The organism is Streptomyces sp. DF42 (assembly GCF_058267695.1).
The window spans coordinates 5,173,037-5,198,301 of the sequence record NZ_CM177859.1; the positions used below are offsets into that span (position 1 = coordinate 5,173,037).

The window sequence follows — 25,265 nt, forward strand, 5'->3', positions numbered from 1 at the left end:
TAGGGCACGCGGAGGGCACGCCACCCCCAAATTGGTCTAGACAACAAACGCACCCCAGGTCGCTGACCTGGGGTTTCATCATGGAGCGGGTGACGAGAATCGAACTCGCGCTCTCAGCTTGGGAAGCTGATGTTCTACCACTAAACTACACCCGCCTGTTCAGACGCCGACCGTGCCGGTGTCCAACCGCTCGGCTACTCTACCCCATCCGCACAGTACGAGGCCTGGATCCATGCGCTCCAGGCCTCGTTGCCGACGACGGGTCGTCACCCGTCGTCGGTGGTTCCTGGCGGCGTCCCGGGCTGGATCGCCTTTGCCGCCGCCCGGGCCACCAGCACCACCCCTGTGACCGTGGCTCCGGCGTACAGCGTTGCCAGCACGGAGAGCAGCGCGATTTTCCAGACGTCCAGGTCGGAGAGCTTGTCGACCAGGTCGCCGAGCATCACCAGTACGATCCCCAGCAGGGTGGTCGCGATCAGGAACACGCCGAACACGACGATCATGTTGCTCGTGTTGGTGACGCGGTCCACGGCGGTCTGGGCGTCGGTCACGCGGTTCTTCATCTCCGCGTGGTTGGTCTCGACAGCGCGCCCCATGTCCGCAATCTCGCGGTCGACCCTTTGGCGCTGAATGTCGATTTCGGTGCGCAGGTCCTTGACGTTGCGGAAGTAGGAGAGCCCGCCGTCCTCCCCGTGCTCGCCCGCCCCGAACAGGGTGCTCAGGTAGTCGAATCCCACGTTGGCCACGGGGTTCTCGGGCGCCCGCTCAATGTCGAAGAACTGCAGATAGGCAATCGCATCACCCTTCCGCATGGTGATGTTCTTCGGGCCGACATTTGCCACGATGAAATAGAGGCGCTCGTCGGTCTTCAGTCGCCAGCCATCGCTTTCCGGGTCCACTTCACGGCCGTAGCCCGGGTGAACCGTCGAGCCGTGCAGGACGAGGAGTCCCTTGGCGGCCAGACCGAACCTGTCGCCGATGGTCGCCGTGACGTCGAAGTCGAACGAGAACTTCTCGATCGTGGATATCAGCGCGGTGTCGCCCGGAGCCAGGGTGAACTCGGGCATCACCTTGTCGCCCTTGATTGCCGTGTACCTGGCTTCCCCGGGGTTGTCCGGAATTACCAGCAGGTCGTCACCCAGCCGAACCGAGTAGCCCGCGCCAAGCAACTGTTCGGGCTTCCACGACCCCGACCGGAAGATGCGTTCGGAGCTCTGGAGCTCGGTGAGTAGATCTTGTGGGGAGAGGAGGCAACCTGGACGGTGCGGACGCCGATCGCTTTCAGCAACCATTACCTGACCTTCTCTGGTGGTCCGGAGCGGAGCCAACCTTACGGTGAACTCGCTTGCCACGGAAGGAGTTTGCGGCGCTTTGCCTGACGATGCGAGTGGGGGCGGACCGCGGCAACGGGCCGTTCGGGCATGCGGCCCCCTCGCACGGAGGCGCGGCGGTAAGCTGCGCGGCTACCATTGAGGCGTTACCGCGGAGTCGGAGGGGGTAGGGTGACCTCGAGATTCGACAAGAATGCGTGATTAACGAGCCTTCCCCCAGACAGATCCCGATGAGGCCAAGAGGAAATGACGAGCAGGTCAGTAAAAGCCCAATGGGTCAATGGCTTGATTCGCGAGGATCCCATGTTCGGTAAAGACCTATTCGCAGACGAATCCCACTTCGACTTGCGTTTCGTGGAGAGTTACGAAAAAATCACGGAAATCGTCGATGCGCTTCGCGTTCTGGGTATGCGGGTCGTGTTGACGAGTGGTTCTTTCGACATTATCCACGAGGGCCACTCGATGTATCTCGAGGCCGCCCGTAAATATGGCGAATTCCTTATCGTCGGGCTCGACAGTGATGAGAAGATCCGGCGGCGGAAGGGTCCCAACCGCCCGGCCGTACCAGAGATGGAACGGCTGCGGATGGTGACACATCAGCGCGGCGTGGGCCTCGTCACCCTGAAGCAGGTCGACCACCCCCGCTGGGCCCTCATCGACGCCGTCCGCCCCGACGTGCTGGTTGCCACGGCGGACACCTACACCGCCGAGGAGATCGCTGATCTCGAGGCGAAGTACTGCGTCCGCGTCGAGGTCCTCGATCGCATGGCGACCGTGAGCACCTCGGCCCGCCTGCGCCGCCTCCAACTGGGTCTCACCGAACAGGGAGACGACGAAGGCACTGGTCAGCGGCCTGCAGACGCCTCTCCCGGCAGCCCCACGTAGAGGTCCGGCATGCCAGTGAAGCAGACGATCCTGTACCTGCCGGTGGTGCACGCCGGCTACGAGGCATTCCTGAACCGGCATGCGGACTCCGACGAGATCCTGATTCTCGGCCGGGAGTTCAGCGAGGTCTTCCCGAAGCTCGCGAAGGACATCCGGAGCCTGAGCCCGGAGCGCGCGGCGCAGCATGCCCGCCTGATCGTTCCGGACACTCGTGTACGGGTGATCGAGCCGGCTGATCTGGCCGGCGCCGTGGTCGCCGAGCTGGTCGTACTGCCCGACGAGGAAATGATGCACCGGCTCGTCGAACTCCCTGCCTTCCCGGACAAGGCCGAGCTTCGCTTCGAGTCGACGTTCCTGCGCTGGGACCGCGACTGGAGCCGTGCGACGAAGCCCGCCCGATTCGACTACCGGATCTCACGGTCGCATCTGGACCGGCGGTTCATGACCCGGGCGGAGCGGGAGGCGCGGCGCAGTTCGGACTGGTGGCGGCAGGTGGGCGCGGTGGCCGCGCGCGACGGCCACGTCCTGCGGGCCGCTCACAACCACCACCACCCGACCGAGTACACGCCGTACATCGACGGGGACCCGCGCAACGACTTCAGCAGAGGCGTCCGGCCGGATCTGTCCACCGCCATCCATGCGGAGGCGTCCCTGGTGGCCCGGGCCGCACGGGACGGACTGAGCCTGGTGGGATCCGACCTCTACGTCAGCACGTTCCCCTGTCCTGCCTGTGCCCGGCTCGTGGTCGAGACAGGGTTCCAGAAGTGCTTCTTCGCCGGTCCGTACTCGATGCTGGACGGGGAGGAGATCCTGCGTGCGGGGGGCGTCGAGCTGATCTGGGTCGACATGACACCCGGTCACGGTGATGCCGCCGGCGCCGCTAGCGGCCCGGAGACGAACTGAATCTCATCCGCACCGGCGTGAAGTCCTCGTCGGCCGCGACCTCGCCCTCGCCGACGAGTACATGCACGTGCAGATGCCTTATGGTCCCGCCCGTGTACCGGCAGTCGCCGTTGCGGGCGCCCAGGCCGTAGTGGCCCATGCCGTACTTCTCCTTCGTGTACGCGAGGACTTCCCAGAAGTCGGCGCGGGCGTCGGGGGAGAGTTCGAGCAGATCGGTGACGTGCTCCTTGGGGATGAGCAGCAGATGCAACCGGGTCCCGGCGTACGGGAATTCATTGGGTGTGACCATCCAGTGGGCGGTCTCCCAAAGGATCTGCTGTTTCTCATGGCTGCGGATGACGTCCGGGCAGAAGAGGCAGATGCCCTCGCTGTCCAGCCGCTCCATCTCCGCCCGCTGCTCTTCGGTCCGGCAATTGCCGAAGTAGTACAGGGTCACACGGGCACCCTTTCGAAACGCAGGAACGAGTGGGCCCACGTCATTGCGCTTGCGGCGACGTCGACGCGCGACGTCGGTGCGAAGCCCTCCAGCCATCCCGACGGCATCCGGGAATCGCCTTCCACCTGCGCGTGCACACGCGTCAGGTAGATCCTGTCGATGCTGGGAAGAGCCTGCTGGTAGACGGAGGCCCCGCCGATCACGAAGACCTCCCCGTCTCCGGACGCCTTCTCCTGCTCCTCCGCCCTGGCCAGGGCGGACGTGACCGAGGGCTGCCAGTGGACGTCCGCCGAGCCGGGGCGCGGGGTCGCGCTCACCACCACGCTGGTGCGGCCGGGAAGAGGACGACCCAGGCGCGCGACGATGGACTCATGCGTGAGACGTCCGAGCACCACCGCATGCCCCTGGGTGACTTCCTTGAAGTACCGCAGATCTCCCGGTATGTGCCACGGCAGATCTCCGTCATGACCGATGACGTCGTTTTCCGAGGCGGCGACGATCAAAGACCTTCTCATGTCGCCACCGGAATGGCGCCGATGGCCGGATGCGGGTCATAGTCCGACAGGTCGAAATGCTCACCGCGGAAGTCATGGATATCGGTCACCTGGCGACCGCTTTCGTTGAGCGTCACCGTCGGCAGACGTCGCGGTTCCCGGTCCAGCATGACCTTCACGCTGTCGACCTGGTCCTCGTAGACATGGGCGTCCGAAATGGTGTGGTAGTAGCGCGCGGCGGGGATGCCCGTGAGGTGTTCGAGCATCAACAGCAGGGCCGCGTACTGAATCATGTTGGACGGGACACCGACGGGAACGTCCCCGGAGCGCTGGAACATGTGCAGATGGAGCCGGCCGGCGATGACCCTGACATGGACCCAGCCGTGACAGGGGGAAATGGTCGTCTGCGGAATCTTCCCCGCCCCGCGGATCTGGTACTGCGGAATCCACGGACTGACGAAGTGGGTACGGTCGTTCGGGAGCTCGGTCAGCTGCTCCACCAGGTGCTTGAACTGGTCGAAGCCCTCGCCTTCCACGGTGGGGAAATCGTGGAACGCCCCACCGTACGAGCCCGGCCCCAGATCACCCGGCGGCAGACCGCGACGCGACGTCTTCGCCTCACTGGCCCAGGGCCCCCACCAGTCGCACCCGAACTCGGCCAGTTCATCGAGGGTTGTCGCCCCGTTGATGAATGCGCAGAGTTCCCCGATGGGTTTGCGCCAGAACCTGGAGATGCTTCTGTCGGTGATGATCGGAAACCCATTTGCCAATTCGAAGCTCATGGTCTGCTGCATAAGGGTCAGGGCATCCGGGCCTTGTCGCGTGGGTGACGTGAGGCCGTGTTCCAGGATGGCACCCAAGATCGTACGATATTGCGAATCCGGTGCACGGTCCGCATACGCGACATACTTCACGAGATTCCCTTCACTGGGCCCGGTTCCATTCTCTTCTCCAGGGCTAGGTCATGCTAGCAGCCGTGCTTACCGACTCTCCGCACGGTCATTTTCCTCGCCATCCCAAAGGTCAACCCGAGGGCCACACCCGAAGGCCAAACCCGAAATTTATTCCAAAGGTCATTCCAAAGGCCCGCGGAGACCTGGAGACCTACATGAGATCCTTGATGCTTACACTCAGAGCGGAGGCGATCTCCTGCAGATAAGTCAGGCTGAGGTTGTTCACCCTGTCGCTGTTCTGCTCCCAGTCCCTGAGCTGATCAGCGCTGAAGGCATCCGGGATCCGGGTGGATTCCGCGACCTGTCGACGGGTCATGTTCCGCAGTTCGCGCAACTCCTTGATGCGGGCGCCCACCCGATGTTGTTCGAGGTCCGCAAGGGCCGTCCTGCGCTGCAGCAATTTGGGTCGCAATTCAGCGATCTCCAGATTGAGCTGCTCCTCCAGCCGCGAAATCGAGTCGTATCGCACAAGCGCGAGGGGTCCCGGGATTCCGGTCACCATGCGACTGATCCTGGTGTCGATATGTGCGACCACCACAATCGGGATGATGGCTTCCTGGGCGAAAACGAGTTCCTGCCCCGCACCCGTACTCGGATAGTGTGCGAGGTAAATGAGAAAGTCGGAGTTGATGACCCGGTGGCGGTCCGTCCTGAAGACTTCCACGTCCGGCACGGTGGTGTGGTGGACCGGGTCTGTGACTTTTCTGGGCTCATAGAGCCGAACGTTGTTGTGCGCACAGACGTCGGCCACCGAGTCGGAAATCTCGAACAGGTACTTGCGCTCGTCGGTGTCCAGTCCGGTCAGGGCGGACGCCAGGTAGGCGTCGAGGTGGCTGTGCGGGGCCTGGGGAGTCCGGACGCTCGGCTCTCGGGCCGCCGAGGACAGGCGGTCGGGAAGGGTCATCGCTCGAATTCCGTCCTGCCGTCCAGATCCCATGTGCGCCCCCAGACTACTCTGACGCCCCACCGCTCCCGGGGCGGACCGGAGCGCCGGCCGCCCGCGCAGGGGCGAGGCGGCGGGCGTCTGAGTGCGCGTCAGGAGCGGGACATGCCCGCGCGGAGCGGAAGTTGGGGCGTACGGTGGAGACGCTGCGGAAGGCTCCGACGGGGTGGGGCGCCGCTGGAAGCGCCATCCCTTTGATGCCGTAACGTGGCTTTTGTCGGTCGGTAGGTAGGTAGCCGGCAGGTCGGCGGGTAGCCGGCAGCCGGACACCGCTCTTGGGGAAGGGACTCTGGGACCTGATGGAACGCACTGTCGTCCGCTGTGCCGAGGGGCACGTGTTCACCACAGCCTCGCTTCCGATGCAGCAGGCCGAGCGACTCGGTCCTGGCCGGCTCATCAGGTGCCCAGGATGTGCCCGGTTGCGCAGTGTGGTGCCGGTTGCTCTGGAGAGGCACTAGCGGCAGGCACCGGTGTCGTGCCTCCGGCCTCTGCGTATCCTCGGGACGTGCCTTTCTCCGACATCGAAGCGCGTCCCGAGCGCGGCCCCACCGCCTCCCGGCCCGACCCGGACTTCCATCGGACGCAGGGTGTGAGGGCGGCGGCATGAGCGGTGTGCGGGAGAACCTGACCTACGAGGCGTTCGGCGTCGCCGTACGCGAGCTCGCGCAGGACGTCGCCGACGACGGGTTCGAGCCGGATGTCGTGCTGAGCATCGCGCGCGGGGGCGTCTTCGTCGCAGGCGGGCTCGCCTACGCCCTCGACTGCAAGAACATCCACCTCGTGAACGTGGAGTTCTACACGGGCGTGGGGACCACCCTGGAGATGCCCGTCATGCTCGCGCCGGTCCCCAACGTCATCGACTTCTCCGACAAGAAGGTGCTGATCACCGACGACGTCGCAGACACCGGCAAGACGCTGAAGCTCGTCCGCGACTTCTGCCTCGACACCGTCGCCGAGGTCCGCTCCGCCGTCATCTACGAGAAGTCGCAGTCCCTGGTGAAGTGCGAGTACGTGTGGAAGCGGACCGATGACTGGATCAACTTTCCGTGGAGTGTTCTGCCCGTAGTACGTAAGTCGGGGGAGCCGGTCACTCCGTCGAGGGAAGCGCTCTGAGCGGACTCTCCCGAACCGGGTCAGCAGTCGAACGGGGCGTCGGCCTGGTTGGCCCAGAAGGAGAGGAACGACCACGTCTGCGCCCCGATGCGTCCGTCGACTGCGATGTCAGCGCATTCCTGGAAGAACCTCGTCGTGTTCCGAGTAGCCCGGCCGAAGTCTCCGTCCTCTGCCAGGTCTGTTCCTATGGCCGCATTCAGGTAGCACTGCGCCTGTCGGACGGCCCTTCCTTCCGAGCCGCGCTGCAGGTTCGGCCGACGATTGGTGAAGTCGCAGATGTCGTCGGGCCCTTGGGCTACGAGCGTCCCGGGATGTCTGGCGGCGTGCGCAGCCCGCGCGCCGGTCACTTGGGCGGTGACGGACGGTGGAGTGTCCTGTGATGCCGCCGCGGCCGGCCCGCCTGAAAGGGCGAGCGGAAGAATCAGCGTCGCGGCGGCGATGAATGCTCGTCGCATCCTCATCACCTCCGAAAGGTGCGCCTCGTCCCATCGTGCGCCCGCGTATCTCCCGTTGCATCTCGCACTCTGTGCTCGCAAACCACACCGCCACCGTCGCTTCCCGTCGGGGTGATGTGGGAAAAGGGGCTCTCCGCTGGTGCGGGGAGCCCCTTTCCGGCGGTGGTGGGGGTTAGAAGGTGCCCAGTTTCACGATCGACAGCAGGGCGATCAGTTGGATCGCCGAGGCGCCCAGGGCCTTGGGCCAGGGCAGGTCGTGGGAGCGGCTGACCATCATGGTCAGGAGGGCGCCGGCGGCCACCCAGGTCGCCCAGCCCAGGGCCTGGACGAAGGTCGCGTTGCCGCCGAAGAACATGGCGAAGACCAGGCGGGGGGCGTCCGTGAGGGACATGATCAGCATGGAGAGGCCGACCGTGGGCTGCCAGGCGCCGTCGCCGCCGAGCTGGCGGGCCAGGGTGTGGGTGACCACGCCCAGCACGAAGGACGAGATCACCAGGGCCACGGCCGTGGTGAGGACGATCGGGACCGCGTTCGCCAGGGTGGCGGTGATCGCGTCATGCCGTGCGCCGTCGAAGCCGAAGACCGCGAGCAGGCCGTAGAGGAACGTCACGATGAGGGCCGGGCCCCACATCGTGTAGTCCCGCATCTGGAGGAAGGTCTGGGCGGGGGACAGGACGATGCCCCGGAGCAGGTCCTTCCAGTGCAGGCGGGGGCCTGCCGGGGCCGCGGGGGCCGAGCCCGCGCGGTAGGTGCCGCCCTGGCTGTACTGGTCCTCGCCGACCGAGAACGCCTGGGTGTGGCCCGGGTTGTTCGCCGCATACGGGTCAGGGGTGCCCTGCGGTGCGTAGCCGCCGCCGTCCCCGAAGTACTCCGGCTCGCCGTGCCCGCCGCCGTTGCCCTGCGGCCACTGGCCGCCGCCGTTCCCGTGCCGCTGCTGCCCGGGGTGGGGCTGCGGCGCGGGGGGATAGCCGTACGACGGGCCCTGCGGTGCCTGCTGTCCGTACGGGGGTTGTTGCGGTCGCGTTTGCGGAGCTCCGTTGTTCCGGGCGCCGCGTCCGATCCTGAATCCAGCCACGCCTTCGAACGTACCTGGTCCCGCAGAGTGACGGGCCGGGCCCGGCGGTTCGGGCCCGGCTTTGCGGCCGAGCTGTGACATCCCCTAAGGGGACGTGCGGGTGACCCCTTAGGGAAGCCCCGAGCCGTAGTTGGGGGCGCCCGTGGTGGGGACGCCGGTGGCCGAAGGACCGAAGCTCGTGGCGCCGGGGGCCGTCGCACCGCGCAGGGACCGGACCGTGCCGTCGCCGGAGTTCTCGCCCGGCGCCGAGACCGTGAGCCCCGTGCCCCTGGTGAGCGTGGCGCGGGCGCCGAAGCGGTCGCCCTTCTCCGAACTGCCGGGTATCCCAGGGGTGTTCTGCGTGAGGGTCTTGGCACCGGCCGTCCCGGGGCCGGAGGTCGAGCCGTACAGGACGGTGAGCGCGCCGGCGCCCGCGTTCTCGCCGGAGGCGCCGATCGCGACGGCGCAGCCGTCGCCGCTGAAGTCGCCGGACAGACCGGAGGGGGTGGCGGAGGCGGCGGATGCGGCAGATCCGGTGGTGCCCGGGAGGGCTGCGGCGAGCAGGCCGGTGGTGAGTGCGGTGGCCGGCAGGAGGGTGTGCTTGCGCAGGGCGGGGGCTCGGGGGAGAGAAGAGGAGCCGGGCCCGAGGGTGAGGGCCCGGCTCCGGTACGGGGACGGTCAGTCGGCGAAGTTGGCGCCGAAGAACGGTGTTCCCGTCGTCGAGACGCCCGAGGTGCTCGGGGAGAGCGTGCGCGAGCCGGACGTGACGATCTTCGTGCCGTCGGAGGGCAGGTAGGTCACGGCGCCGTTGTCGGCGTTCTCGCGGGAGCCGACGAGGAGGTCGGCCCTGCCGTCGCCGGTGACGTCGTCGAGCTTGACGTCCTGGCCGAAGTAGTCGTTGTCCTCGTCGTTGCCGGGCACGCCCGCGGTGGACTGGGCGAAGGACTGGGCGCCGGAGGCGGTGTCCAGACCGCTCGCGGTGCCGTAGAGGACGGTGACCGCGCCGGTGTTGGCGGCGCTGCCGATGTTCTCGCCGGCCACGCCGATCGCCAGGTCGAGGAAGCCGTCGCCGTTGACGTCGCCGAGGTCGAGCTCGTAGCCGAAGAAGTCGTTGCCCTCGGCGGTGCCGGGGACGTTGCCGGTGTCCTGGGTGATGCCGGTGGGGTTGGTGGTGATCGGGCCGCCGTCGGAGCCGTAGGTGACCCAGACCTTGCCGCCCTTGCCGGAGTCGGGGACCGTCGTGCCGTCCTCGGTGGTGGGGTTCCAGTAGGCGCCGCTGACGATGTCGCCGTAGCCGTCGTGGTCGATGTCGCCGATCGCGGTGATCACGCCGGGCTTGAGCGTCTGTGACCAGGACATGTTCAGGCCGCTGGAGGAGCCGGGAACGTAGTAGTTCTTGTTCCAGCCGTAGTCGGTGTCGGTCTCGAAGCCGTCGATGACCAGGTCCGTCTCGGGGCCGCCGTTGATGTTTCCGGCGGTCAGGTTGAGCGGGCCGTTCGCGTCGGCGCCCATGATCGGGGGCTTGATCGTGTACTTGCCGCCGGGCACGCCGGAGGCGTTGATGCCGCCCTTGAGGACGTAGACGGTGGCGGCGGAGCTGCCTACGGCCAGGTCGGCCTTGCCGTCGCCGTCGAAGTCGCCGGCGGCGAGGTTCTTGCCCCAGTAGTCGTGCGCGGTGGGGGCCGGGTCGGCGACCGAGACGCCCTTGCCGGTGATGCCGGAGGCCGAGCCCCACAGGATGGCGAGACCGCCGCCGTCCTTGTCGCTGCCGACGTCCTCACCGGGGGAGCCGACGGCGATGTCGTCGTAGCCGTCGCCGTTGAAGTCGGCGTACGCGGTGTCACCGCCGAAGCGGTCGCCGGCCTCGGCGGTGCCGGGGCTGCCGGCGGTGTTCTGGCTGATGGTGGAGCGCTTTGCGGACGAGACGCCGGTCTGGGTGCCGTAGAGGACGACCACCTGTCCGGCGCCGTTCCTGCCGTTCACATAGGCGCCGTCGGCGGAGAAGGCGGTGTCGCCGATCCCGTCGCCGTTGAAGTCGGCCTGCGGGACGGAGGTGGAGTCCGCGGCCGTGGAGGTCACGGCCGTGAAGGTGAGCAATCCGCCCGTCAGAGCGACGGCGGCGGCCGTCGCGAGGGCGAGTCGCAGAGGCTTGTGCATGCGGGTTTCTCCTGCGGCATGCGGGGATGCCTGGCGGGCATCCACAGTCGATGGGGTGCACGCCGGCCCGTGTTCTCCGGGAGTTGGTCTCGGGTTAACGGGCCGGTCGGCGATCAGGAGACCTGCGATGGGGCGTAAGGGTTGTACGTGAGTTCGGTTAATTTTCGGGGCTGCCGTGACGCGAGGGGCGGGCCGTGTGCCGTCAGGCGTCCGCCAGGAACTCCGAGCTGGAGAAGGTGACCGCGGGGTGGGCCGCCACCAGCCCCTTCTTCACGCCGCGATAGACGGCGACGGTGTCCTTGGTCTCGCCCCGGTACGTGCGCACCGCGAGGTCCGCCCGGCCGTCGCCGTCGAAGTCGCCGACGGCCACTACCCGGGTGGTGCCGTGGGCCGGTGGCGCGACGGTCACCATGCCCGCCGTGGACAGGCCCGTCGTACGGCCCCGGAACACCCGCAACTGCGAGCCGCTGGAGACGAGTTCGCTGAGGCCGTCGCCGTCGAAGTCGGCGGCGTCGAGCATGGAGCCGGGGGAGGCGAGGGTGGCACGGGTGGCGGCCGGGAGGTCGTAGCGCAGGGCGGTCTCCCCCATCGCGCCGACCGCCGCGTCCAGGGCGGCGCCTCTGCCGAAGCGGCCGAGGGCGATGTCGATGCCCTCGGGCAGGGCGGTGCCGGTGCGGGTCGGGCCGTCGGGGCCGCCGAGGACGAGGGACGCCTTGCTCGTGCCCTCCGCCGCACGGACCACCAGGTCGTCGTAGCCGTCCCGGTTGACGTCGGCCGCCGGGCCCGTGGGGAACTCGCCCGGCGAGGGCACGGGCGCCCCGGCCGCGCGAGGAGCGCCCTTACGGTTGAACGGGCCGCGCAGACAGCTGAGTCGCTCCCCGGACGCGTGCAGCACGAGATCCTGAGCGCCGTCGCCGTCGAAGTCGCCGCACACCGGCTGGTCGGGCCAGTCGTTGCCGAACCGGGCTGCGGCGGGGACGGTGAGCGTGACGGCGTGGGTCAGCCCGCGGGGCGAACCGAAGAGGACCTGGAGGGGGACCGGGGGGCGCCCCTGGCCGTCGTAGGGCGGGTCCGTCGAGACGACCAGGTCCGTGAAGCCGTCCTTGTCCAGGTCGCAGCTCGCCTCCGCGTCGAAGACGGCGGGCAGTTGGCCCTTGGCGCGGGCCGCGTACCTGACGGGACTGATCAACTGCCGTGCGCCCGGGGCGAGTCCGCGCGCGCTGCCGTAGACGACACCGATGCCCGCGTCGTCGGCATGGCTCTGGGCCTTCACGAGCGCGTCGAGCACGAGGTCGCGGTGCCCGTCACCGTTGAAGTCGTCGGGGGTTCTGCTGCCCTTGCCGTGCGGGACGGGGAGTTCGGCGGGGGCGTCGGCGATCTGTACGGGGGTGGTGTGGGCGGTTCCCGCTCCGCCCTCGGCGCCGGGGCCGCAGGCGGCGAGGAGGAGGAGACAACCGAGCGCCGCCGCAGTGACCGCCCCGCTTCTTCGCCCGCGCACCGCTCACCTCGTCAGCACCATCGACAACGACCTCGCAATGATGCACGTGTTCGAGATGGGTGGTAAGAGGCGGGGTGCGAGAATCGGTCGCAGCTCAACCGGGCGTGGGCCCGGTGAGTACGGTCGCAGCTGAGAGAGTCACAGGGCGTGCCGGCCGCCGTCTGCCCACACGCGAAGCAGCACGGTCCCGTGCCTGGGCACGGTCGCCGCGATGGTGCCCGCGGTGCGGTGGCTCTGGTGCTGCCACAGGTCGCGCAGGGTGTACCCGTCCGCGTCCGGCAGCCCGACGGCCGACGCCGTCGTGGCGATCCGCAGGTCGTGCTCCGCTTCGTTGAAGAGTGCCACCACACGGCTGCCGTCCTGCATCTGCTTGGCGACGACCCAGCGCCCATCCTCGGACGACACGACCTCGCCCTGCCTGCCGAGCGGGTCCTGGTCGACCGCGATCACGTCCTCGTTGCCGAGGATCGCGAGCGTCGCGTCCGACGCCTTGCGCAGGTCGGTGCCGATGAGCAGCGGCGCCGCCATCACGGACCACATCGAGAAGTGCGTGCGGTACTCGACGTCCGTCATCCCGCCGTTTCCGACCTCGAGCATGTCGGGGTCGTTCCAGTGGCCGGGGCCGGCGTACCGGGCGAGCGGCAGGTTCTGCTTCATGACCGACAGCATGGACGCCCAACTGTCGCCGATGTCGCCGGTCGTACGCCACAGATGGCCGACGCCGGCCGCCCACTCCCAGGGCTTGGTCCCGCCCCACTCGCAGATGCTGTACACGATGGGACGCCCTGTCGACCGGGTGGCTGCCTTCAGGGCGTCACGCATCGTCGTGTACCGCCGCGGGGCGTCCTCGCCCTGGTTGTTGCAGTTGTCGTATTTGAGGTAGTCGACGCCCCATGCGGCGAACTGCTTCGCGTCGCTGTACTCGTGGCCGAGCGCGCCCGGGAAGCCGGTCTCGTTGTTGCAGGTCTTGGTGCCGGCGCTGGTGTAGATCCCCAGCTTCAGACCCTTGGAGTGGACGTAGTCGGCAACTGCCTTGATGCCCTTCGGGAACCGTGCGGGGTCGGGTACGAGCCTGCCCTTCGCGTCGCGCTGAGGCAGCGCCCAGCAGTCGTCGAGGTTGACGTACTGGTAACCGGCCTTCCTGAGGCCCTTTTCGACGAAGACGTCAGCGACACCCTTGACCGTCTCCTCGTTGAAGGCGGCACTGCAGAAGGTCGCGTTCCAGTTGTTGAAACCCATCGGCGGGGTCCGCGCCAGGCCGTCGTCGACGAGGCGTTCGGTGCTCATGTCGGCTGGGCGGACGGTGTCCGACGCGACTGGCGAAGCCACGAGTCCGGCAGCACCGAGCAGTGCGACGGTGAGGGCCCGGATCGCTGTCGGACGGGGTCTGGGATTGAGGATGTGACGCATCGTTATGTTCCTTCTTGCCGGGCTCAACGCATTACACAGGGAACTCGGTCGGCCTGTCCGTCGTGGGAGGCATCGGGGGGACCGGTCGCAGCCGGGCCCACTGTGCCGCGAGGAGCAGCAGGTAGTGCGGGTTGAGCAAGAGATAACGCCGCCACAGCCGACGGGGTTCCAGAGCCAACCGCCACAGCCACTCCAATCCACGTTTCCGCATCCACAGAGGAGGCCTGCGCAGGTTCCCCGCGTGGAAGTCGAACGCGGCCCCGACCGCGAGAAGCGGCATGGGCAGCAGCGGACGCATGGCGTGCACGAACACTTCCTGGCGCGGGCAGCCGAGTCCGACCAGGACGATCCGCGCCCCGGAGGCCCTGATCCGGGCGGCGATCTCCTCACTCTCACCAGGACGTGCGGTGCGGAACTTTGACGCCTCTCGGCCGGCGACCTTCAGCATCGGCAGTTGGTTCTGCAGGTTCAGCACCAGCCGATCCAGCGTCTGTTCGGTCGAGCCGTACAGATAGACCGGGATGCCCTCGTCGGCTGCGGAGCCAAGGAGGTTCAGCGTCAGGTTCGGGCCGCACACCGGGTCGGTGAGAGCCGCACCGTGCAGCACGTTCAGTGCCCAGCGCACGGGCTGGCCGTCCGGGGTCACCAGGTCGAAGGAGTTGAGGCGGGCGCCGTGTTCCCGGTCCAGTACGCCCGTCATCACACCGTGGACGGCCAGCGCGGTGACGGCGAACGGGCGGCGTTGCCGGGCCGCGGCGAGCACGCTCTCCACCGCCTCGTCGTACCTCGTGACGTCGACGAGGACGCCCAGAACGTTCCTCTTCACCGGACCGGGACCCATCTGTCCGCGTTGGCCTCGTGGATCTCGTTCATGATCATGGGCACGTCGTGCGTCAACTGCCACTGCGGGTAGTGCTCCTGGAAACGCGCGTTGGAGCTGATCCACCAGATGTGGTCGCCGGTCCGGGGTGTGTCGACGTGCTCGACGTCCATCGCGTTTCCCGAGATCTTCTCGGCGAGCGCGATCGCCTCGAGGTTGGAGGCGTTGGAGTGCCGGCCACCGCCCAGGTTGTACACCTCGCCGCTGCGCGGGTTGCGGAAGAACGCCTCGAACGCGGTGACCACGTCGCGACTGTGGATGGCGTCCCGCACCTGCTTGCCCTTGTACCCGATGAGTTTGTACGTGCGCCGCTCCATGGCGCAGCGCATCACATAGGCGAGGAAGCCGTGCAGTTCCGTGGCGGAGTGCCCCGGGCCGGTGAGCGTGCCGCCGCGGAAGCAGGCCGTTCTGAGTCCGAAGTAGCGGCCGTATTCCTGGACCATGATGTCCGCGGCCACCTTCGAGGCGCCGAAGACCGAGTGCAGGCAGGCGTCGATGGGCATGTCCTCGCGGATGCCGGCGGCGTAGCGGTGTCCGGCGGTGATTTCCCAGCGTGTCTCCTGCTCCACCATCGGCAGGGCGTTGGGGCGGTCGCCGTACACCTTGTTGGTGGAGCAGTGGATCAGGGGCGCGTCGGCGCAGTGTTCGCGAACGTTCTGCAGGACGTTGAGGGTGCCTGCGGCGTTGATGTCGAAATCCGCGAACGGATCGCGCGCCGCCCAGTCGTGGGACGGCTGCGCCGCGGTGTGGATGACGACGGCGATGTCCCGGCCGTATTTTCGGAAGACGGAGGCCAGCGCTTCCCGGTCGCGGATGTCGACGTCATGGTGCGCATAGGCCGTGCCGAAGTCCTCGGACAGCCGCGTCACGTTCCACGCGGTCGACGCCTCCGGCCCGAAGAACCGGGCGCGCATGTCGTTGTCGATGCCGACGATGTCGAGTCCCAGGCCTGCGAAGTGCCGTACCGCCTGGGAACCGATCAGACCGGCGGAGCCGGTCACCACTGCGACGGTCATACCAACACCTCCTGAGGAGAGCGGACAAGGGGGTTCTGGTGCGGTTCCCGCCGGGCGCGGGCCCGTCGTGACCGATCGCCCGCGAGCAGGATTCCTGCTGCCCAGAAGAAGGGAGCGGCGCCGAAGGGCGATTCGAGGATGACGCCCAGAAGGGCCGCGATGAGAAGGGAGATCACCAGCAGTACGCACAGGGACGTCAGCTCGTCGGGCGGCCCTCTGCGGATGGTCCGGATCGTCGTGGCCAGCAGACTGGCCAGCAGGGCGATGACGACGGTGAGACCGATGACGCCGAGTCGGGCGAAGCAGGTGACCAGGTAGTTGTGGGGGGAGCGCACTCCCAGTCCCCGGCCGATGAGGAGGTCGCCGTTGGACAGTTGAAGGAAGTCCGGTCCGAAGCCCACGCCGATCGTCGTGCGGGCCGGATCGTTGAGCGTGTATGTCACGACCCGCTCCCACGCGATCAGACGTGCGCGCGTGGTGCCCTGAGCGTTTTCCACGATCTCCGAGGACGATGTCGGACCCGCGTTGAGCGCGAGGAGGCGTTGGCCGGCCGGGGACATCGGAAGCGTCATGGTCACGGCGAGGACCGCGGTTGCTCCCAGGAGCACCGCGCGGAGGGTAAGACGACCGTTCCTGCCCGCTCTGAACATGACGGCCACCAGCACGCAGGCCGCGCAGGACAGGAGACCGGCCCTGTTCACCTGTGCCAGGCCCGTCACGAGCGCCGCAGTCGCCACCGACGCGTGCAGCCAGACCCGGCCCCGTCTGATCCGCAGGATCGACAGGCCCACCAGCACTCCGAGCACCGCCACGTCGAAATCGGTCCTGATCTCGAAGATGCGCGTGTTGCCCACTTCGGGCAGTGTCGCTACGAATTGCGGCGCGAGGGTCGCCACCACCATCCAGGCCAGATGCAGCAGCAGTCCGCCATGGATCAACCGGGCCGTGCGTTCCCTGCCGCGTTCACCGACCAGCTGGTAGGAGCCCCCGGACACGTAGGCGATCGCGGCATAGGCGAAGGGCGCCGCGTCACGGGCGGCCATCAGCACATCACCCTGCACGGCGAGTAGCCGCAATCCCACCACCAGCAGGAGCAGCCCGACCAGAAATCCCGGCCTGTGGACGGGAGCCCGTTGCCTGTCGGAGATGAATCTCGTGCAGAAGGCGTGCAGGAAGGCGAGCACGAGCAGGCCGTCAGCGAGGTACAGCGGACCCAGGTGCAGGTGGGAAATCCAGCGGCCTCCGGTGAGCAGAACGGCGACCACGACCATTCCGGCGACCAACCCGCGGTCGGGGACGGGTTTTCGGCCGGTTCCCTGCGAATCTGCCGCCCTGTGGCCCGCATCCGGACGTCCGGCCACATCGGTTTGCGGGTACGCCATCTGCACTCCCGTGCTCACGAATCACTCGCCCTTCCAAGCCGCCCTGCCCAACACCCTCCCTATGCGGGTGCCTTGACACGCCCGCCGGCGGCGTGTGCCGCCTCCTCGTACGCAGCGGTGATCCGGTTGGTCCAGGCACGCTCCGTGAAGTGATCGAGGTACACCTGCCGGCAGTGGGCGCGTAGGGACGGGAAGCGGGCGGCTGCGTCCGACAAGGCGGAGCGGAGCGGCCGGTCCCATGCCGTGACCAGGCCGGTACCGCGTTCTCGCACCGACTCGGCGACCGACGACCCCACGAAGGCCAGGATCGGCAGCCCCGCTGCCAGCGCCTCGACCTCCACGCAGGGCGCGCCCTCATACCAGCGACTGGGGAAGACAAGGCCGCGCCAGCAAGGCATACGACGGCGCAGCTCGGCTCGGTCGAGATGGCCGAGGAAGCGGACCGAGGGGGGAGCTGACGCCTTGCAGGCGGCGAGGAGCTCGCCGTCGCCGACGATGTCCAGCGGCTCGTCCTGCGGCCACTGACGCAGCAGTTCCAGCACACCCTTCTCGGCCGTGAGGCGCGCGGCGACGAGCCAACGGCCCGTGTCGTCGGGCGGCGCCTCACCCGGACTCGGTGCGTCGGCGAAATTGGGTACGAGTACCAGGCGCTCGGCACACACACCAGCCCGCCGGTACGTTCGCTCGCTGAGCCGGGACAGCGCGACGAGCCGGTCCGCGCGGGCCAGCAGCGGGTCCTGCGCGGGGCCGTGCCGTCCGGCCCAGGCCAGGGGAAGGGTCGCGGCCCGGGAATCGCGATAGCAGCCGTGCCGCAGACCCGCCCATGAGTCGCCGTCAGGGCAACGAGTGCATACGGCTCCCGCGCGGTAGAGCGTCGCCGCGGCACACAAGGGTCGGTAGTTGTGCAAAGTCGCCAAGAGCGGGCCGTCCCAGTGCCGTACCCAGGAGCGCCCGAAGTTGGGGAACAGATTGTGGACGTGCACCACGTCGGGTGCGTACACACGCAGTCGGGCAAGTGGGTTGTTGCCTCGACCGGACGCCACCCGGGCCGCTGCCCGCAGCGGGTAGAACACGTCTCGTGCCAGTTCATCGGTGTGGGCTGCGAACAACTCCACCTCGTGGCCCGCCGCCCGCAGGGCACGCACCTGGTCCTGTACGGCTCCGTTCTCCCCGCTGGGATGTGCGGACGAGTAGAAGCTGTGTACCACCGCGATCTTCATGACAGGGCGCCTTCGATGATTCCGGGCATGAGTGACAAATTCGCGCAATCGATGCCCCTCAGTCGACGCTTTGGGGAGAGCGTTGTGGTGAGTCCACTCGCCTGGCGCAGCGAGGCGCGACGGACACCCCCCGATGCTTCTTATCGGGTGATCGTTCTTCCGGGGTGAGCGTCGCCACCCGCCCCACCGCGCATCCGTCGGACACACTCGGCTGCGTGCGTCCGCCGCTGCTGCACCTCGGACAGGTGCACGGACCCGCAGCAATCCGTTGGAGCCGGTTGGAGAGGGTGACCGTGACTGTTCGCGGAGACGTGCCTTTTGTGCCGCTGCCAGGGCATGCACGGGTGCGGTCCGACCGGGAGCCGCCCCGCGCCGGACGAAGACGGGACGGCAAGCCCGCCTGGTACCTGCCGACCGCACTGATCGTCGACGCCGCGGGGGCGGCCGCGCCGGTGTACACGACCCTGCACCTGGCCGGTGAGGCGCATGCCGTGCGGTGCGCGGCGGTGGTGGCCGGCTCGTGGGTGCTGGTAGGGGCCTCGCGCGCGCGGTACGCGTGGCGAAACCTGGGAGAGCGCGGCAACGCCGCCGCACTGCTGCGCGACTGGCTGATCCTGGTGTCGCTGCTCACCGTGGTGAGAGCGGAGACCGGTGAGCATCCCTCCTTCCATCTGGCGCTTGCGGGCCTGCTCGCATGCCTCCCGGCCACCGCGACGTGCCGAGGGCTGACCCACCGTCACCTGCTGGCCCGGCGCCGTGCCGGACGGGCCGTCCGCCGTGCTCTGGTGATCGGTGAGGCGGCCGCTCTCGACGGTCTGGTGAACCATCTCGCGCGCCGCACCGACCACGCCTTCGTCGTGGTCGGCGCGTGCCAGATCGGCGACGACGCCCTCAACCTGGTGGCTCCGGTCACCGCACGGCTGGACAGGCAGACGCCGGCGCGGCTGTCCGACGACTCCTCGCCGGTGCTGGCGGCCGCCCGAACGCTGGAGGTCGACCTGGTCTTCGTCGTCACCGGACCGAGCATGGCCTCGGAGCGACTGCGACGCCTGTCGTGGGCTGTGCACCAGGACGGCCGCCCGCTCGTCGTCGTGCCCGGTCTGACCGAGGTGGTACGACGCCGGGTCAGCGTCTCGTCCTCGGCAGGCCTGACGATGCTGCACGTGGCCCCGCCCATCCGCCGCGGCCCCGCCCTGCTGCTGAAGGCGGTGACGGACCGGATCGGCGCCGCGTTGCTGCTGGTGCTGCTCGCCCCCGTGTTCGCCGCGGTGGCGATCGCCGTACGACTGGATTCGCCGGGAACGATCCTGCACCGCCAGATCCGCGTCGGACAGAGCGGCTACCACTTCAACCTGTCGAAGTTCCGCACCATGGTCGCCGACGCCGAACAGCTGAGGCACGAGCTCGCCGGGGCCAACGAGCACGACGGACTGATGTTCAAGATGCGCCGCGATCCCCGGATCACGCGGGTGGGCCGCGTGCTGCGGCGCTTCTCACTGGACGAGCTCCCCCAGCTGTTCAACGTGCTGCAGGGGCACATGTCCCTGGTGGGTCCCAGGCCACCGCTGCCCGACGAGGTGGCGGAGTACAACGAGGTGGAGCTCAGGCGGCTGAGCGTCAAGCCGGGGCTCACCGGTCTCTGGCAGGTCAGCGGGCGCTCCGAGCTGTCCTGGGACGAGACCGTCGCCCTGGACCTGCGCTACGTCGACAACTGGTCCCCCTCCGTCGACTTCGGCATCCTGTGCCGGACGCTGCGGGCCGTGGTCGAGGGCAACGGTGCCTATTGAGCGATGATCGAGCGCCGGGTAGCGCCGCGCCGCCGTCAGCCGGACCAAACCCCCTGTGAACCGGCGCGGTCGGCCTTCGTCAGCGCAGCGGGCAGCAGGCCGCGTTCCCGGGCGACACGCACGCCGTGCAGACCCGCGCCGTACCGCACACAGCACAGGGCCAGTACGGCTGCGGCCGCCAGCTTGCCCGCGAGGATCACCGTCCCGGGGCAGCTGCCCGCGAGTGCCCCCTGAACGGACCACAAGGTGACCCAGATCAGGCCGGAGAGAGCGACAGCCTGTGCGTACCCTTCCGCGACCGGCCGCCGAGCGGAGGGGAAGAGCCGGTTCAAGCAGACGTAGAACAGGGCCTGTTTGATGAGCTGGCTCACCAGCATCGCCATCATCAGTGCCTGAACTCCGTAGCCGAGGAACAGCGCGACGGCCGTGCCGGCGATGAGAACCAGCAGCTGCACCAGATGGATGATCACCTTGCGTCCCACCGAGCCCATGGCCTCCAGGAGCGTGCCCGAGAACTGCGCCACCAGGCTGAGCACGCTGACCAGGCCCAGGATCGGGACCAGCTCCGCGCTGCCCCGCCACTGGCCGCCGAGCAGCAGCGCCACCAACTGCTCGCTGCTCGCGCCGATCACCGCCCACAGGGAGAAGAGGACGAGCGTGGTCACGGACGTGGAGTCGGCGTAGAAGGCGGCCAGTCGACCGGTCTCGTGCTGGATGCGGCTGAGGGCGGGCAGGAGCACCTTGCTTGCCGCCTGTTGGATCTGTTGCAGCGGAAACGACGCCAGGAGTGCGGCGCGATCGTAGAGCCCGGCGGCGGCGACGCCCACGTAGCGGCCGATGGCGAGCTTGGGCAAGTCCGACGTGAGGTATTCCAGGAAACCGTTGACCGATACTTTCCCGCCGAAGCGCATGATGTCCTGCATGGCACGCACGTCGAACAGAGGACGCAGCGAGTGCCGAACCATGAGATAGGACAGCAGGGTCAGCAGCAGATTCCATCCGAGCGTGCCGTAGACCAGGCTCCACACTCCCGCGCCGAGAAGTGCGGATGAGATGGATACGCCGCAATAGCCGACGACGAAGGAGAAGAAGTCGGTGAAGGCGACTGCCCGGTATCGCATACTGCGGCTCAGCAGTCCTGTGGCGGGGGCGCCCAGAGCCGCGATCAGCATCGAGAGGGCAAGCGCCCGGATCATGCCGGTCAATTCGGCCGGACCGCGGACCAGCTCGGTGCCGTACGGCGCGATGAACCAGACCGCCGCGGACGAGCAGGTGCCGACAGTGAGGGCCAGGGCGAGGATCACGCGTACGTGGCGATCGGTGAGTGAGGGGCGCTGGACCAACGCGGAGCTCAGGCCGCCCTGCGCGAAGTGGTGAGCGAAACGCGGCACCAGGTAGGCCAGGGCCATCAGGCCGAAGTCTTGGGGTGTGAGCAGCCGGGCCATCGTGGCCGCACAGGGAATCTGCACGGCGGCGGCGGCCGCGCCGGCGAGAGAGGTCCAGCGCATTCCACGGACTGTGACGGACGTCAGCTGCGTCATGGGGACAGGATTCTCTCGCGATGCTTCGAGAAAGCCCCGGCCGCCACGCGAACCCCGGGCGAAGTAGCCCCGCAGGCCTAGTAGTGATACAGCGCGGCGAAATGCGCGACGCGCGAGGTGCCCATTCACACGTGAGAGTGATAGGTGCGCGCGCTGACGACTGTGCGTCCTGGCATGTTGCCCTCGGGTACCGGCCAAACAGTGCATGGCCGCAGACGCTCTCCTGACGCGGAGTAAGAATCTGCTCATATCCTTTTCGTTGTTTTTGCAGATCATCTCCCCCTTCCTGAATTCATGGAGAAAAGCCATGCGCGTTGCCGTGACCGGCGGGGGCGGTTTTTTGGGCTCACATCTGTGTGAGGCATTGCTGCGGCGCGGAGACGCCGTGGTGTGCCTCGACAACCTCAGCACGGGGCGGCCCGAGAACATCGCACACTTGCAGAACTACCCTGCGTTCGGATTCATCCATACCGACGTGAGCGTCGCCGCGGACGTCCCCGGTCCGGTCGACGCCGTCGCCCATCTCGCTAGTCCCGCGTCACCGCCGGACTACCTGCGGTTGCCCCTGCAGACCCTCGCCGTGGGAAGCCGGGGCACCGAGAACGCCCTCGAACTGGCCCGCCGGAACAACGCCCGGTTCCTGCTCGCCTCGACGAGCGAGATCTACGGCGATCCCCTGATCCATCCTCAGGTCGAGGAGTACTGGGGGAACGTCAATCCGATCGGGCCGCGCAGCGTGTACGACGAGGCCAAGCGGTACGCCGAGGCCGTCTCCCTCGCCTACCGGCGCAGCCACGGCGTCGACGTGGGAATCATCCGGATCTTCAACACCTACGGCCCGCGCATGCGCCCCCACGACGGCCGGGTCGTCTCCAGCTTCATCGCCCAGGCCCTCGCCGGCGAACCGCTGACCATCTACGGCGACGGCAAGCAGACCCGCAGCTTCTGCTACGTGAGCGACCTGGTCCGCGGCCTGGTCGCGATGCTGGACTCGTCCGAGACCGGGCCGTTCAATCTCGGGAACCCGGAGGAGTGGACGGTGTCCGATCTCGCCGAGCTCGTCCTCGACCTCACGGGGTCCAACTCGCAGATCCAGTACCACCCGCTCCCCACGGACGACCCGGTCCGCCGCCGCCCGGACATCGCCCGGGTCCGTGAGCACCTCGGCTGGCACCCGGAAGTACCGGTCGCGGACGGCGTACGGCGCACGGTGGAGTGGTTCAGCAGCCGGGCGTCCGGCAGTACCGACGGGGGGATGTGAGCCATGGCCGGTCGCACCACCGTCCTGGTGACCGGCGGCGCAGGTTTCATCGGCAGCCACACCTGCGTCGAACTCCTCGACCACGGTTATGACCTGGTGGTCGTCGACGACTACTCCAACAGCTCGCCCGGCGCGCTGGAACGCGTCGCGAAGATCGCCGGCCGGGCGCCGGTCGCCGTCCACGAGATCGACGTGCTCGACCGGCGTGCGCTCTCCCGGGTTTTCGACGGGCATCCCATCGACGCTGTCATCCACTTCGCTGCGAAGAAGGCCGTCGGGGAGTCCGTCGAACGGCCCGTCGAGTACTACGACACCAACGTCGGCGGCACCACGGCACTGCTGCGCGCCATGCACGATCACGGAGTCCACCGCCTGGTGTTCTCCTCGTCCTGCTCGATCTACGGCAACGCCACCAAGGTGCCGCTCACCGAGGAGGACCAGGCGCGCCCCACCAACCCGTACGCCACCTCGAAGTGGCTCTGCGAGCAGGTACTCGCCGACACCTGCCGGCACCTGCCCGAGCTGTCCGTCCTGGCCCTGCGCTACTTCAACCCGGTCGGCGCGCACCCCAGCGGACTGCTGGGCGAGGTGCCCCGGGGGGCCATGCCCAACAACGTGATGCCGTACCTCGCCCAGGTCGCCGCCGGCCGGCTCCCCAGGCTCAGCGTCTTCGGCGGCGACTATCCGACCGCCGACGGCACGGGGGTGCGCGACTACATCCATGTGATGGACGTCGCCGAGGGCCACCGTGTCGCGCTGGAACACCTCGACGACGACCGCGGCATGCGCGTCTTCAACCTCGGTACGGGACACGGCACTTCCGTGCTCGAACTCGTGGCCGCCTTCCAGCGTGCCTCCGGTACGTCGATCCCGTACGAGATCACCGGCCGCCGGCCCGGCGATGTGCCGGCCCTCGTCGCCGACGCCGGCGCCGTGGCCCGGGCCTGGAACTGGACCACGACGAGGGACCTCACCACGACGTGCGAGGACGCATGGCGGTTCCAGGAACTCAACCCGTCGGGCTACCCGAACTGACACAGAAAGCGACGAGTGAGATGCGTCTGACCGTCATCGGAACGGGATACCTCGGCGCCGTGCACGCCGCGTGCATGGCGGACATCGGCCACGAGGTCCTCGGCGTCGACATCGACGCCGAGAAGATCTCCGCCCTCGCCGAGGGCAGGGTCCCCTTCTTCGAGCCAGGTCTGCAGGAGGTGCTCAGCAGAACCGTCGGCTCCGGTCGACTGCGCTTCTCCACCTCGCTCGACGAGGCGGCCGCCTTCGGCGAGGTGCACTTCGTCTGCGTGAACACCCCGCAGCGCCGGCACTCACCGGCCTGCGACCTGCGGGCGGTCGACGCCGTCGTCGACGGCCTCGCGCCCCGGCTGCGCCGCGCCTGCCTCATCGTGGGCAAGTCCACGGTTCCCGCGGGAACGACGGCCCGGCTCACCGCGCGCGTCCAGGAGCTCGCCCCGCAGGACACGGACGTCGAGGTCGCGTGGAACCCGGAGTTCCTGCGGGAGGGCTTCGCCGTCCAGGACACGCTCCGCCCGGAGCGGCTGGTGGCCGGCATCCAGTCGCAACGGGCCGACCAGACCCTGCGCGCGGTGTACGCACCGATGCTGCGGGCCGGCGTGCCCTACATCAGCACGGATCCGGCGACCGCCGAACTGGTCAAGGTCGCGGCGAACTCGTTCCTCGCCACCAAGATCTCGTTCATCAACGCCATGGCCGAGGTCTGCGACGCCACGGGCGCCGATGTGACCACCCTGGCCGACGCCCTCGGGCACGACGCCCGCATCGGCCGCCGCTTCCTCTCCGCCGGCCTCGGCTTCGGAGGCGGCTGCCTCCCGAAGGACATCAGGGCGTTCACGGCCCGCGCCGACGAACTCGGCGTCGGTGACGCGGTGTCGTTCCTCCGCGAGATCGACGAGATCAACACACGGCAGCGGCGACGCACCGTCGACATCGCCCGGGACATGGTGGGCGGAGGGTTCACCGGCCGCCGTATCGCCGTCCTCGGGGCCACGTTCAAGCCCGACAGCGACGACGTCCGCGACTCACCCGCCCTCGCCGTCGCGGCCGCGATCCACCGGGAGGGCGGGCAGGTACGGCTCCACGACCCGGAGGGAATGGACAACGCGAGGGCCGTGCTGCCCCTGCTCGACTACATCCCCGATGTGGACAAGGCGTGCGAGGGCGCCGATCTCGTTCTGCATCTGACCGAGTGGTCCGCCTTCCGCCGGATCGACCCCGCCGCCCTCGCCGCCGTGACACCCGCGCGGAGGATCCTCGACGCGCGCAACGCCCTCGACCCGGCACTGTGGCGCTCGGCCGGCTGGACCCTGCGGGCACTCGGCCGACCGACCCCGCCCCCGCTGCCGAGCCAGCAGACGGCCGTCGACCCCGTGTCGTCCGTCTGCTCCGCCGAGGTGGGGTGAGCCCGGCACCGCCCTGGCGGACCCGTACCTGAGCCGGAGACCGGGTGAGCGGTCTCCGGCTCAGTGTCGGCCGGGCATGGCACGGCATGGGGGCTTTGTCGAGAC

General features: G+C 68.3%; 21 protein-coding genes, 1 tRNA gene and 1 pseudogene. 7 read left to right on the plus strand and 16 right to left on the minus strand.

Annotated elements, in window-relative coordinates:
- Nucleotides 1-81: 81 nt before the first annotated feature.
- Nucleotides 82-155, minus strand: a tRNA-Gly gene (locus tag ACYUED_RS23705).
- A gap of 111 nt (nt 156-266) precedes the next feature.
- Nucleotides 267-1,352: a dCTP deaminase domain-containing protein gene (locus ACYUED_RS23710; RefSeq protein ID WP_491284766.1), complete on the minus strand. Its 1,086-nt coding sequence runs from the start codon at nt 1,350-1,352 to the stop codon at nt 267-269.
- Between the two features lie 225 nt (nt 1,353-1,577).
- Here ACYUED_RS23710 and ACYUED_RS23715 point away from each other — a divergent pair, with 225 nt between their 5' ends.
- Both ACYUED_RS23715 and ACYUED_RS23720 read left to right on the plus strand, forming a co-directional pair.
- On the plus strand, nt 1,578-2,216 hold the full coding sequence (locus tag ACYUED_RS23715) for an adenylyltransferase/cytidyltransferase family protein (RefSeq protein ID WP_491284768.1): 639 nt from the start codon (nt 1,578-1,580) through the stop codon (nt 2,214-2,216).
- Nucleotides 2,217-2,225: 9 nt separating this feature from the next.
- Nucleotides 2,226-3,119 (plus strand): deoxycytidylate deaminase, encoded by an 894-nt coding sequence (locus tag ACYUED_RS23720; protein ID WP_491284769.1) that lies wholly within the window; start codon nt 2,226-2,228, stop codon nt 3,117-3,119.
- Here the strand turns inward: ACYUED_RS23720 and ACYUED_RS23725 are convergent.
- The 4 genes from ACYUED_RS23725 to ACYUED_RS23740 all read right to left on the minus strand — a co-directional run bounded on the left by ACYUED_RS23725 (nt 3,097) and on the right by ACYUED_RS23740 (nt 5,906).
- On the minus strand, nt 3,097-3,555 hold the full coding sequence (locus ACYUED_RS23725; protein ID WP_491284771.1) for an HIT family protein: 459 nt from the start codon (nt 3,553-3,555) through the stop codon (nt 3,097-3,099). The two genes, ACYUED_RS23720 and ACYUED_RS23725, sit on opposite strands and share 23 nt — an antisense overlap.
- Entirely contained in the window at nt 3,552-4,070 is a 519-nt protein-coding gene (locus ACYUED_RS23730) for a dihydrofolate reductase (protein ID WP_491284773.1), read from the minus strand. Before ACYUED_RS23730 ends, ACYUED_RS23725 begins: the two co-directional genes overlap by 4 nt.
- The gene (gene thyA / locus ACYUED_RS23735) at nt 4,067-4,963 is read right to left on the minus strand and encodes a thymidylate synthase (protein WP_491284774.1); all 897 of its coding nucleotides are present in this window, start codon (nt 4,961-4,963) and stop codon (nt 4,067-4,069) included. Before thyA ends, ACYUED_RS23730 begins: the two co-directional genes overlap by 4 nt.
- 190 nt (nt 4,964-5,153) lie before the next feature.
- Nucleotides 5,154-5,906 (minus strand): helix-turn-helix domain-containing protein, encoded by a 753-nt coding sequence (locus tag ACYUED_RS23740; RefSeq protein WP_491284776.1) that lies wholly within the window; start codon nt 5,904-5,906, stop codon nt 5,154-5,156.
- 642 nt (nt 5,907-6,548) lie between these two features.
- On the opposite strand from ACYUED_RS23740, the gene ACYUED_RS23745 reads away from it, so the two are divergent.
- Complete coding sequence (locus tag ACYUED_RS23745; RefSeq protein ID WP_491284779.1) at nt 6,549-7,058, plus strand: phosphoribosyltransferase; 510 nt, start codon at nt 6,549-6,551, stop codon at nt 7,056-7,058.
- A gap of 20 nt (nt 7,059-7,078) precedes the next feature.
- On the opposite strand, the gene ACYUED_RS23750 is transcribed toward ACYUED_RS23745, so the two are convergent.
- From ACYUED_RS23750 to ACYUED_RS23790, 9 genes and pseudogenes are all read right to left on the minus strand, one after another.
- On the minus strand, nt 7,079-7,519 hold the full coding sequence (locus ACYUED_RS23750; RefSeq protein WP_491294399.1) for a peptidoglycan-binding domain-containing protein: 441 nt from the start codon (nt 7,517-7,519) through the stop codon (nt 7,079-7,081).
- Between the two features lie 166 nt (nt 7,520-7,685).
- Complete coding sequence (locus tag ACYUED_RS23755) at nt 7,686-8,669, minus strand: Yip1 family protein (protein WP_491284782.1); 984 nt, start codon at nt 8,667-8,669, stop codon at nt 7,686-7,688.
- A 576-nt stretch (nt 8,670-9,245) separates the two neighbouring features.
- On the minus strand, nt 9,246-10,724 hold the full coding sequence (locus ACYUED_RS23760; RefSeq protein WP_491284787.1) for a VCBS repeat-containing protein: 1,479 nt from the start codon (nt 10,722-10,724) through the stop codon (nt 9,246-9,248).
- Between the two features lie 202 nt (nt 10,725-10,926).
- A complete protein-coding gene (locus tag ACYUED_RS23765) occupies nt 10,927-12,222 on the minus strand; it encodes an FG-GAP repeat domain-containing protein (protein WP_491284789.1) in 1,296 nt (431 codons plus the stop codon).
- Nucleotides 12,223-12,381: 159 nt separating this feature from the next.
- Nucleotides 12,382-13,632 (minus strand): annotated as a pseudogene (locus ACYUED_RS23770) (glycoside hydrolase family 27 protein); the annotation flags it as partial.
- 31 nt (nt 13,633-13,663) lie between these two features.
- A complete protein-coding gene (locus ACYUED_RS23775) occupies nt 13,664-14,458 on the minus strand; it encodes a WecB/TagA/CpsF family glycosyltransferase (RefSeq protein ID WP_491284792.1) in 795 nt (264 codons plus the stop codon).
- A complete protein-coding gene (locus ACYUED_RS23780; RefSeq protein WP_491284794.1) occupies nt 14,455-15,528 on the minus strand; it encodes an NAD-dependent epimerase/dehydratase family protein in 1,074 nt (357 codons plus the stop codon). Before ACYUED_RS23780 ends, ACYUED_RS23775 begins: the two co-directional genes overlap by 4 nt.
- Nucleotides 15,525-16,910 carry an O-antigen ligase family protein gene (locus tag ACYUED_RS23785; RefSeq protein WP_491284795.1) on the minus strand — a complete coding sequence of 462 codons (1,386 nt, stop codon included), beginning with the start codon at nt 16,908-16,910 and terminating at the stop codon, nt 15,525-15,527. The genes ACYUED_RS23780 and ACYUED_RS23785 overlap by 4 nt, the downstream gene beginning before the upstream one ends.
- 59 nt (nt 16,911-16,969) lie before the next feature.
- Nucleotides 16,970-18,130 (minus strand): glycosyltransferase, encoded by a 1,161-nt coding sequence (locus ACYUED_RS23790; RefSeq protein WP_491284797.1) that lies wholly within the window; start codon nt 18,128-18,130, stop codon nt 16,970-16,972.
- A gap of 344 nt (nt 18,131-18,474) precedes the next feature.
- Between ACYUED_RS23790 and ACYUED_RS23795 the strand changes: the two genes are divergently transcribed.
- Nucleotides 18,475-19,917: a sugar transferase gene (locus ACYUED_RS23795; protein ID WP_491284799.1), complete on the plus strand. Its 1,443-nt coding sequence runs from the start codon at nt 18,475-18,477 to the stop codon at nt 19,915-19,917.
- A gap of 35 nt (nt 19,918-19,952) precedes the next feature.
- Here ACYUED_RS23795 and ACYUED_RS23800 read toward each other — a convergent pair whose 3' ends face one another.
- Entirely contained in the window at nt 19,953-21,425 is a 1,473-nt protein-coding gene (locus ACYUED_RS23800) for an oligosaccharide flippase family protein (RefSeq protein WP_491284801.1), read from the minus strand.
- Nucleotides 21,426-21,765: 340 nt separating this feature from the next.
- Here ACYUED_RS23800 and ACYUED_RS23805 point away from each other — a divergent pair, with 340 nt between their 5' ends.
- From ACYUED_RS23805 to ACYUED_RS23815, 3 genes are read left to right on the plus strand one after another with little or no spacing between them, the layout of a single operon-like run.
- Nucleotides 21,766-22,719: a UDP-glucuronic acid decarboxylase family protein gene (locus tag ACYUED_RS23805; RefSeq protein WP_491284803.1), complete on the plus strand. Its 954-nt coding sequence runs from the start codon at nt 21,766-21,768 to the stop codon at nt 22,717-22,719.
- Nucleotides 22,720-22,722: 3 nt separating this feature from the next.
- Nucleotides 22,723-23,754, plus strand: coding sequence for a UDP-glucose 4-epimerase GalE (gene galE, locus ACYUED_RS23810; RefSeq protein WP_491284804.1), 1,032 nt, complete (start codon nt 22,723-22,725; stop codon nt 23,752-23,754).
- A gap of 20 nt (nt 23,755-23,774) precedes the next feature.
- Complete coding sequence (locus ACYUED_RS23815) at nt 23,775-25,160, plus strand: UDP-glucose dehydrogenase family protein (protein ID WP_491284806.1); 1,386 nt, start codon at nt 23,775-23,777, stop codon at nt 25,158-25,160.
- The last annotated feature ends 105 nt before the right edge of the window (nt 25,161-25,265 follow it).

What these genes read in the sequence shown, in the direction of transcription:
- ACYUED_RS23715 (WP_491284768.1), top strand. Translation starts at nt 1,578, where the DNA reads ATGACGAGCAGGTCAGTAAAAGCCCAATGGGTCAATGGCTTGATTCGC.
- ACYUED_RS23720 (WP_491284769.1), top strand. Translation starts at nt 2,226, where the DNA reads ATGCCAGTGAAGCAGACGATCCTGTACCTGCCGGTGGTGCACGCCGGC.
- ACYUED_RS23730 (WP_491284773.1), bottom strand. Translation starts at nt 4,070, where the DNA reads ATGAGAAGGTCTTTGATCGTCGCCGCCTCGGAAAACGACGTCATCGGT.
- ACYUED_RS23740 (WP_491284776.1), bottom strand. Translation starts at nt 5,906, where the DNA reads ATGACCCTTCCCGACCGCCTGTCCTCGGCGGCCCGAGAGCCGAGCGTC.
- ACYUED_RS23745 (WP_491284779.1), top strand. Translation starts at nt 6,549, where the DNA reads ATGAGCGGTGTGCGGGAGAACCTGACCTACGAGGCGTTCGGCGTCGCC.
- ACYUED_RS23750 (WP_491294399.1), bottom strand. Translation starts at nt 7,519, where the DNA reads ATGAGGATGCGACGAGCATTCATCGCCGCCGCGACGCTGATTCTTCCG.
- ACYUED_RS23755 (WP_491284782.1), bottom strand. Translation starts at nt 8,669, where the DNA reads ATGTCACAGCTCGGCCGCAAAGCCGGGCCCGAACCGCCGGGCCCGGCC.
- ACYUED_RS23760 (WP_491284787.1), bottom strand. Translation starts at nt 10,724, where the DNA reads ATGCACAAGCCTCTGCGACTCGCCCTCGCGACGGCCGCCGCCGTCGCT.
- ACYUED_RS23780 (WP_491284794.1), bottom strand. Translation starts at nt 15,528, where the DNA reads ATGACCGTCGCAGTGGTGACCGGCTCCGCCGGTCTGATCGGTTCCCAG.
- ACYUED_RS23785 (WP_491284795.1), bottom strand. Translation starts at nt 16,910, where the DNA reads ATGGCGTACCCGCAAACCGATGTGGCCGGACGTCCGGATGCGGGCCAC.
- ACYUED_RS23790 (WP_491284797.1), bottom strand. Translation starts at nt 18,130, where the DNA reads ATGAAGATCGCGGTGGTACACAGCTTCTACTCGTCCGCACATCCCAGC.
- ACYUED_RS23800 (WP_491284801.1), bottom strand. Translation starts at nt 21,425, where the DNA reads ATGCGCTGGACCTCTCTCGCCGGCGCGGCCGCCGCCGCCGTGCAGATT.
- ACYUED_RS23805 (WP_491284803.1), top strand. Translation starts at nt 21,766, where the DNA reads ATGCGCGTTGCCGTGACCGGCGGGGGCGGTTTTTTGGGCTCACATCTG.
- galE (WP_491284804.1), top strand. Translation starts at nt 22,723, where the DNA reads ATGGCCGGTCGCACCACCGTCCTGGTGACCGGCGGCGCAGGTTTCATC.
- ACYUED_RS23815 (WP_491284806.1), top strand. Translation starts at nt 23,775, where the DNA reads ATGCGTCTGACCGTCATCGGAACGGGATACCTCGGCGCCGTGCACGCC.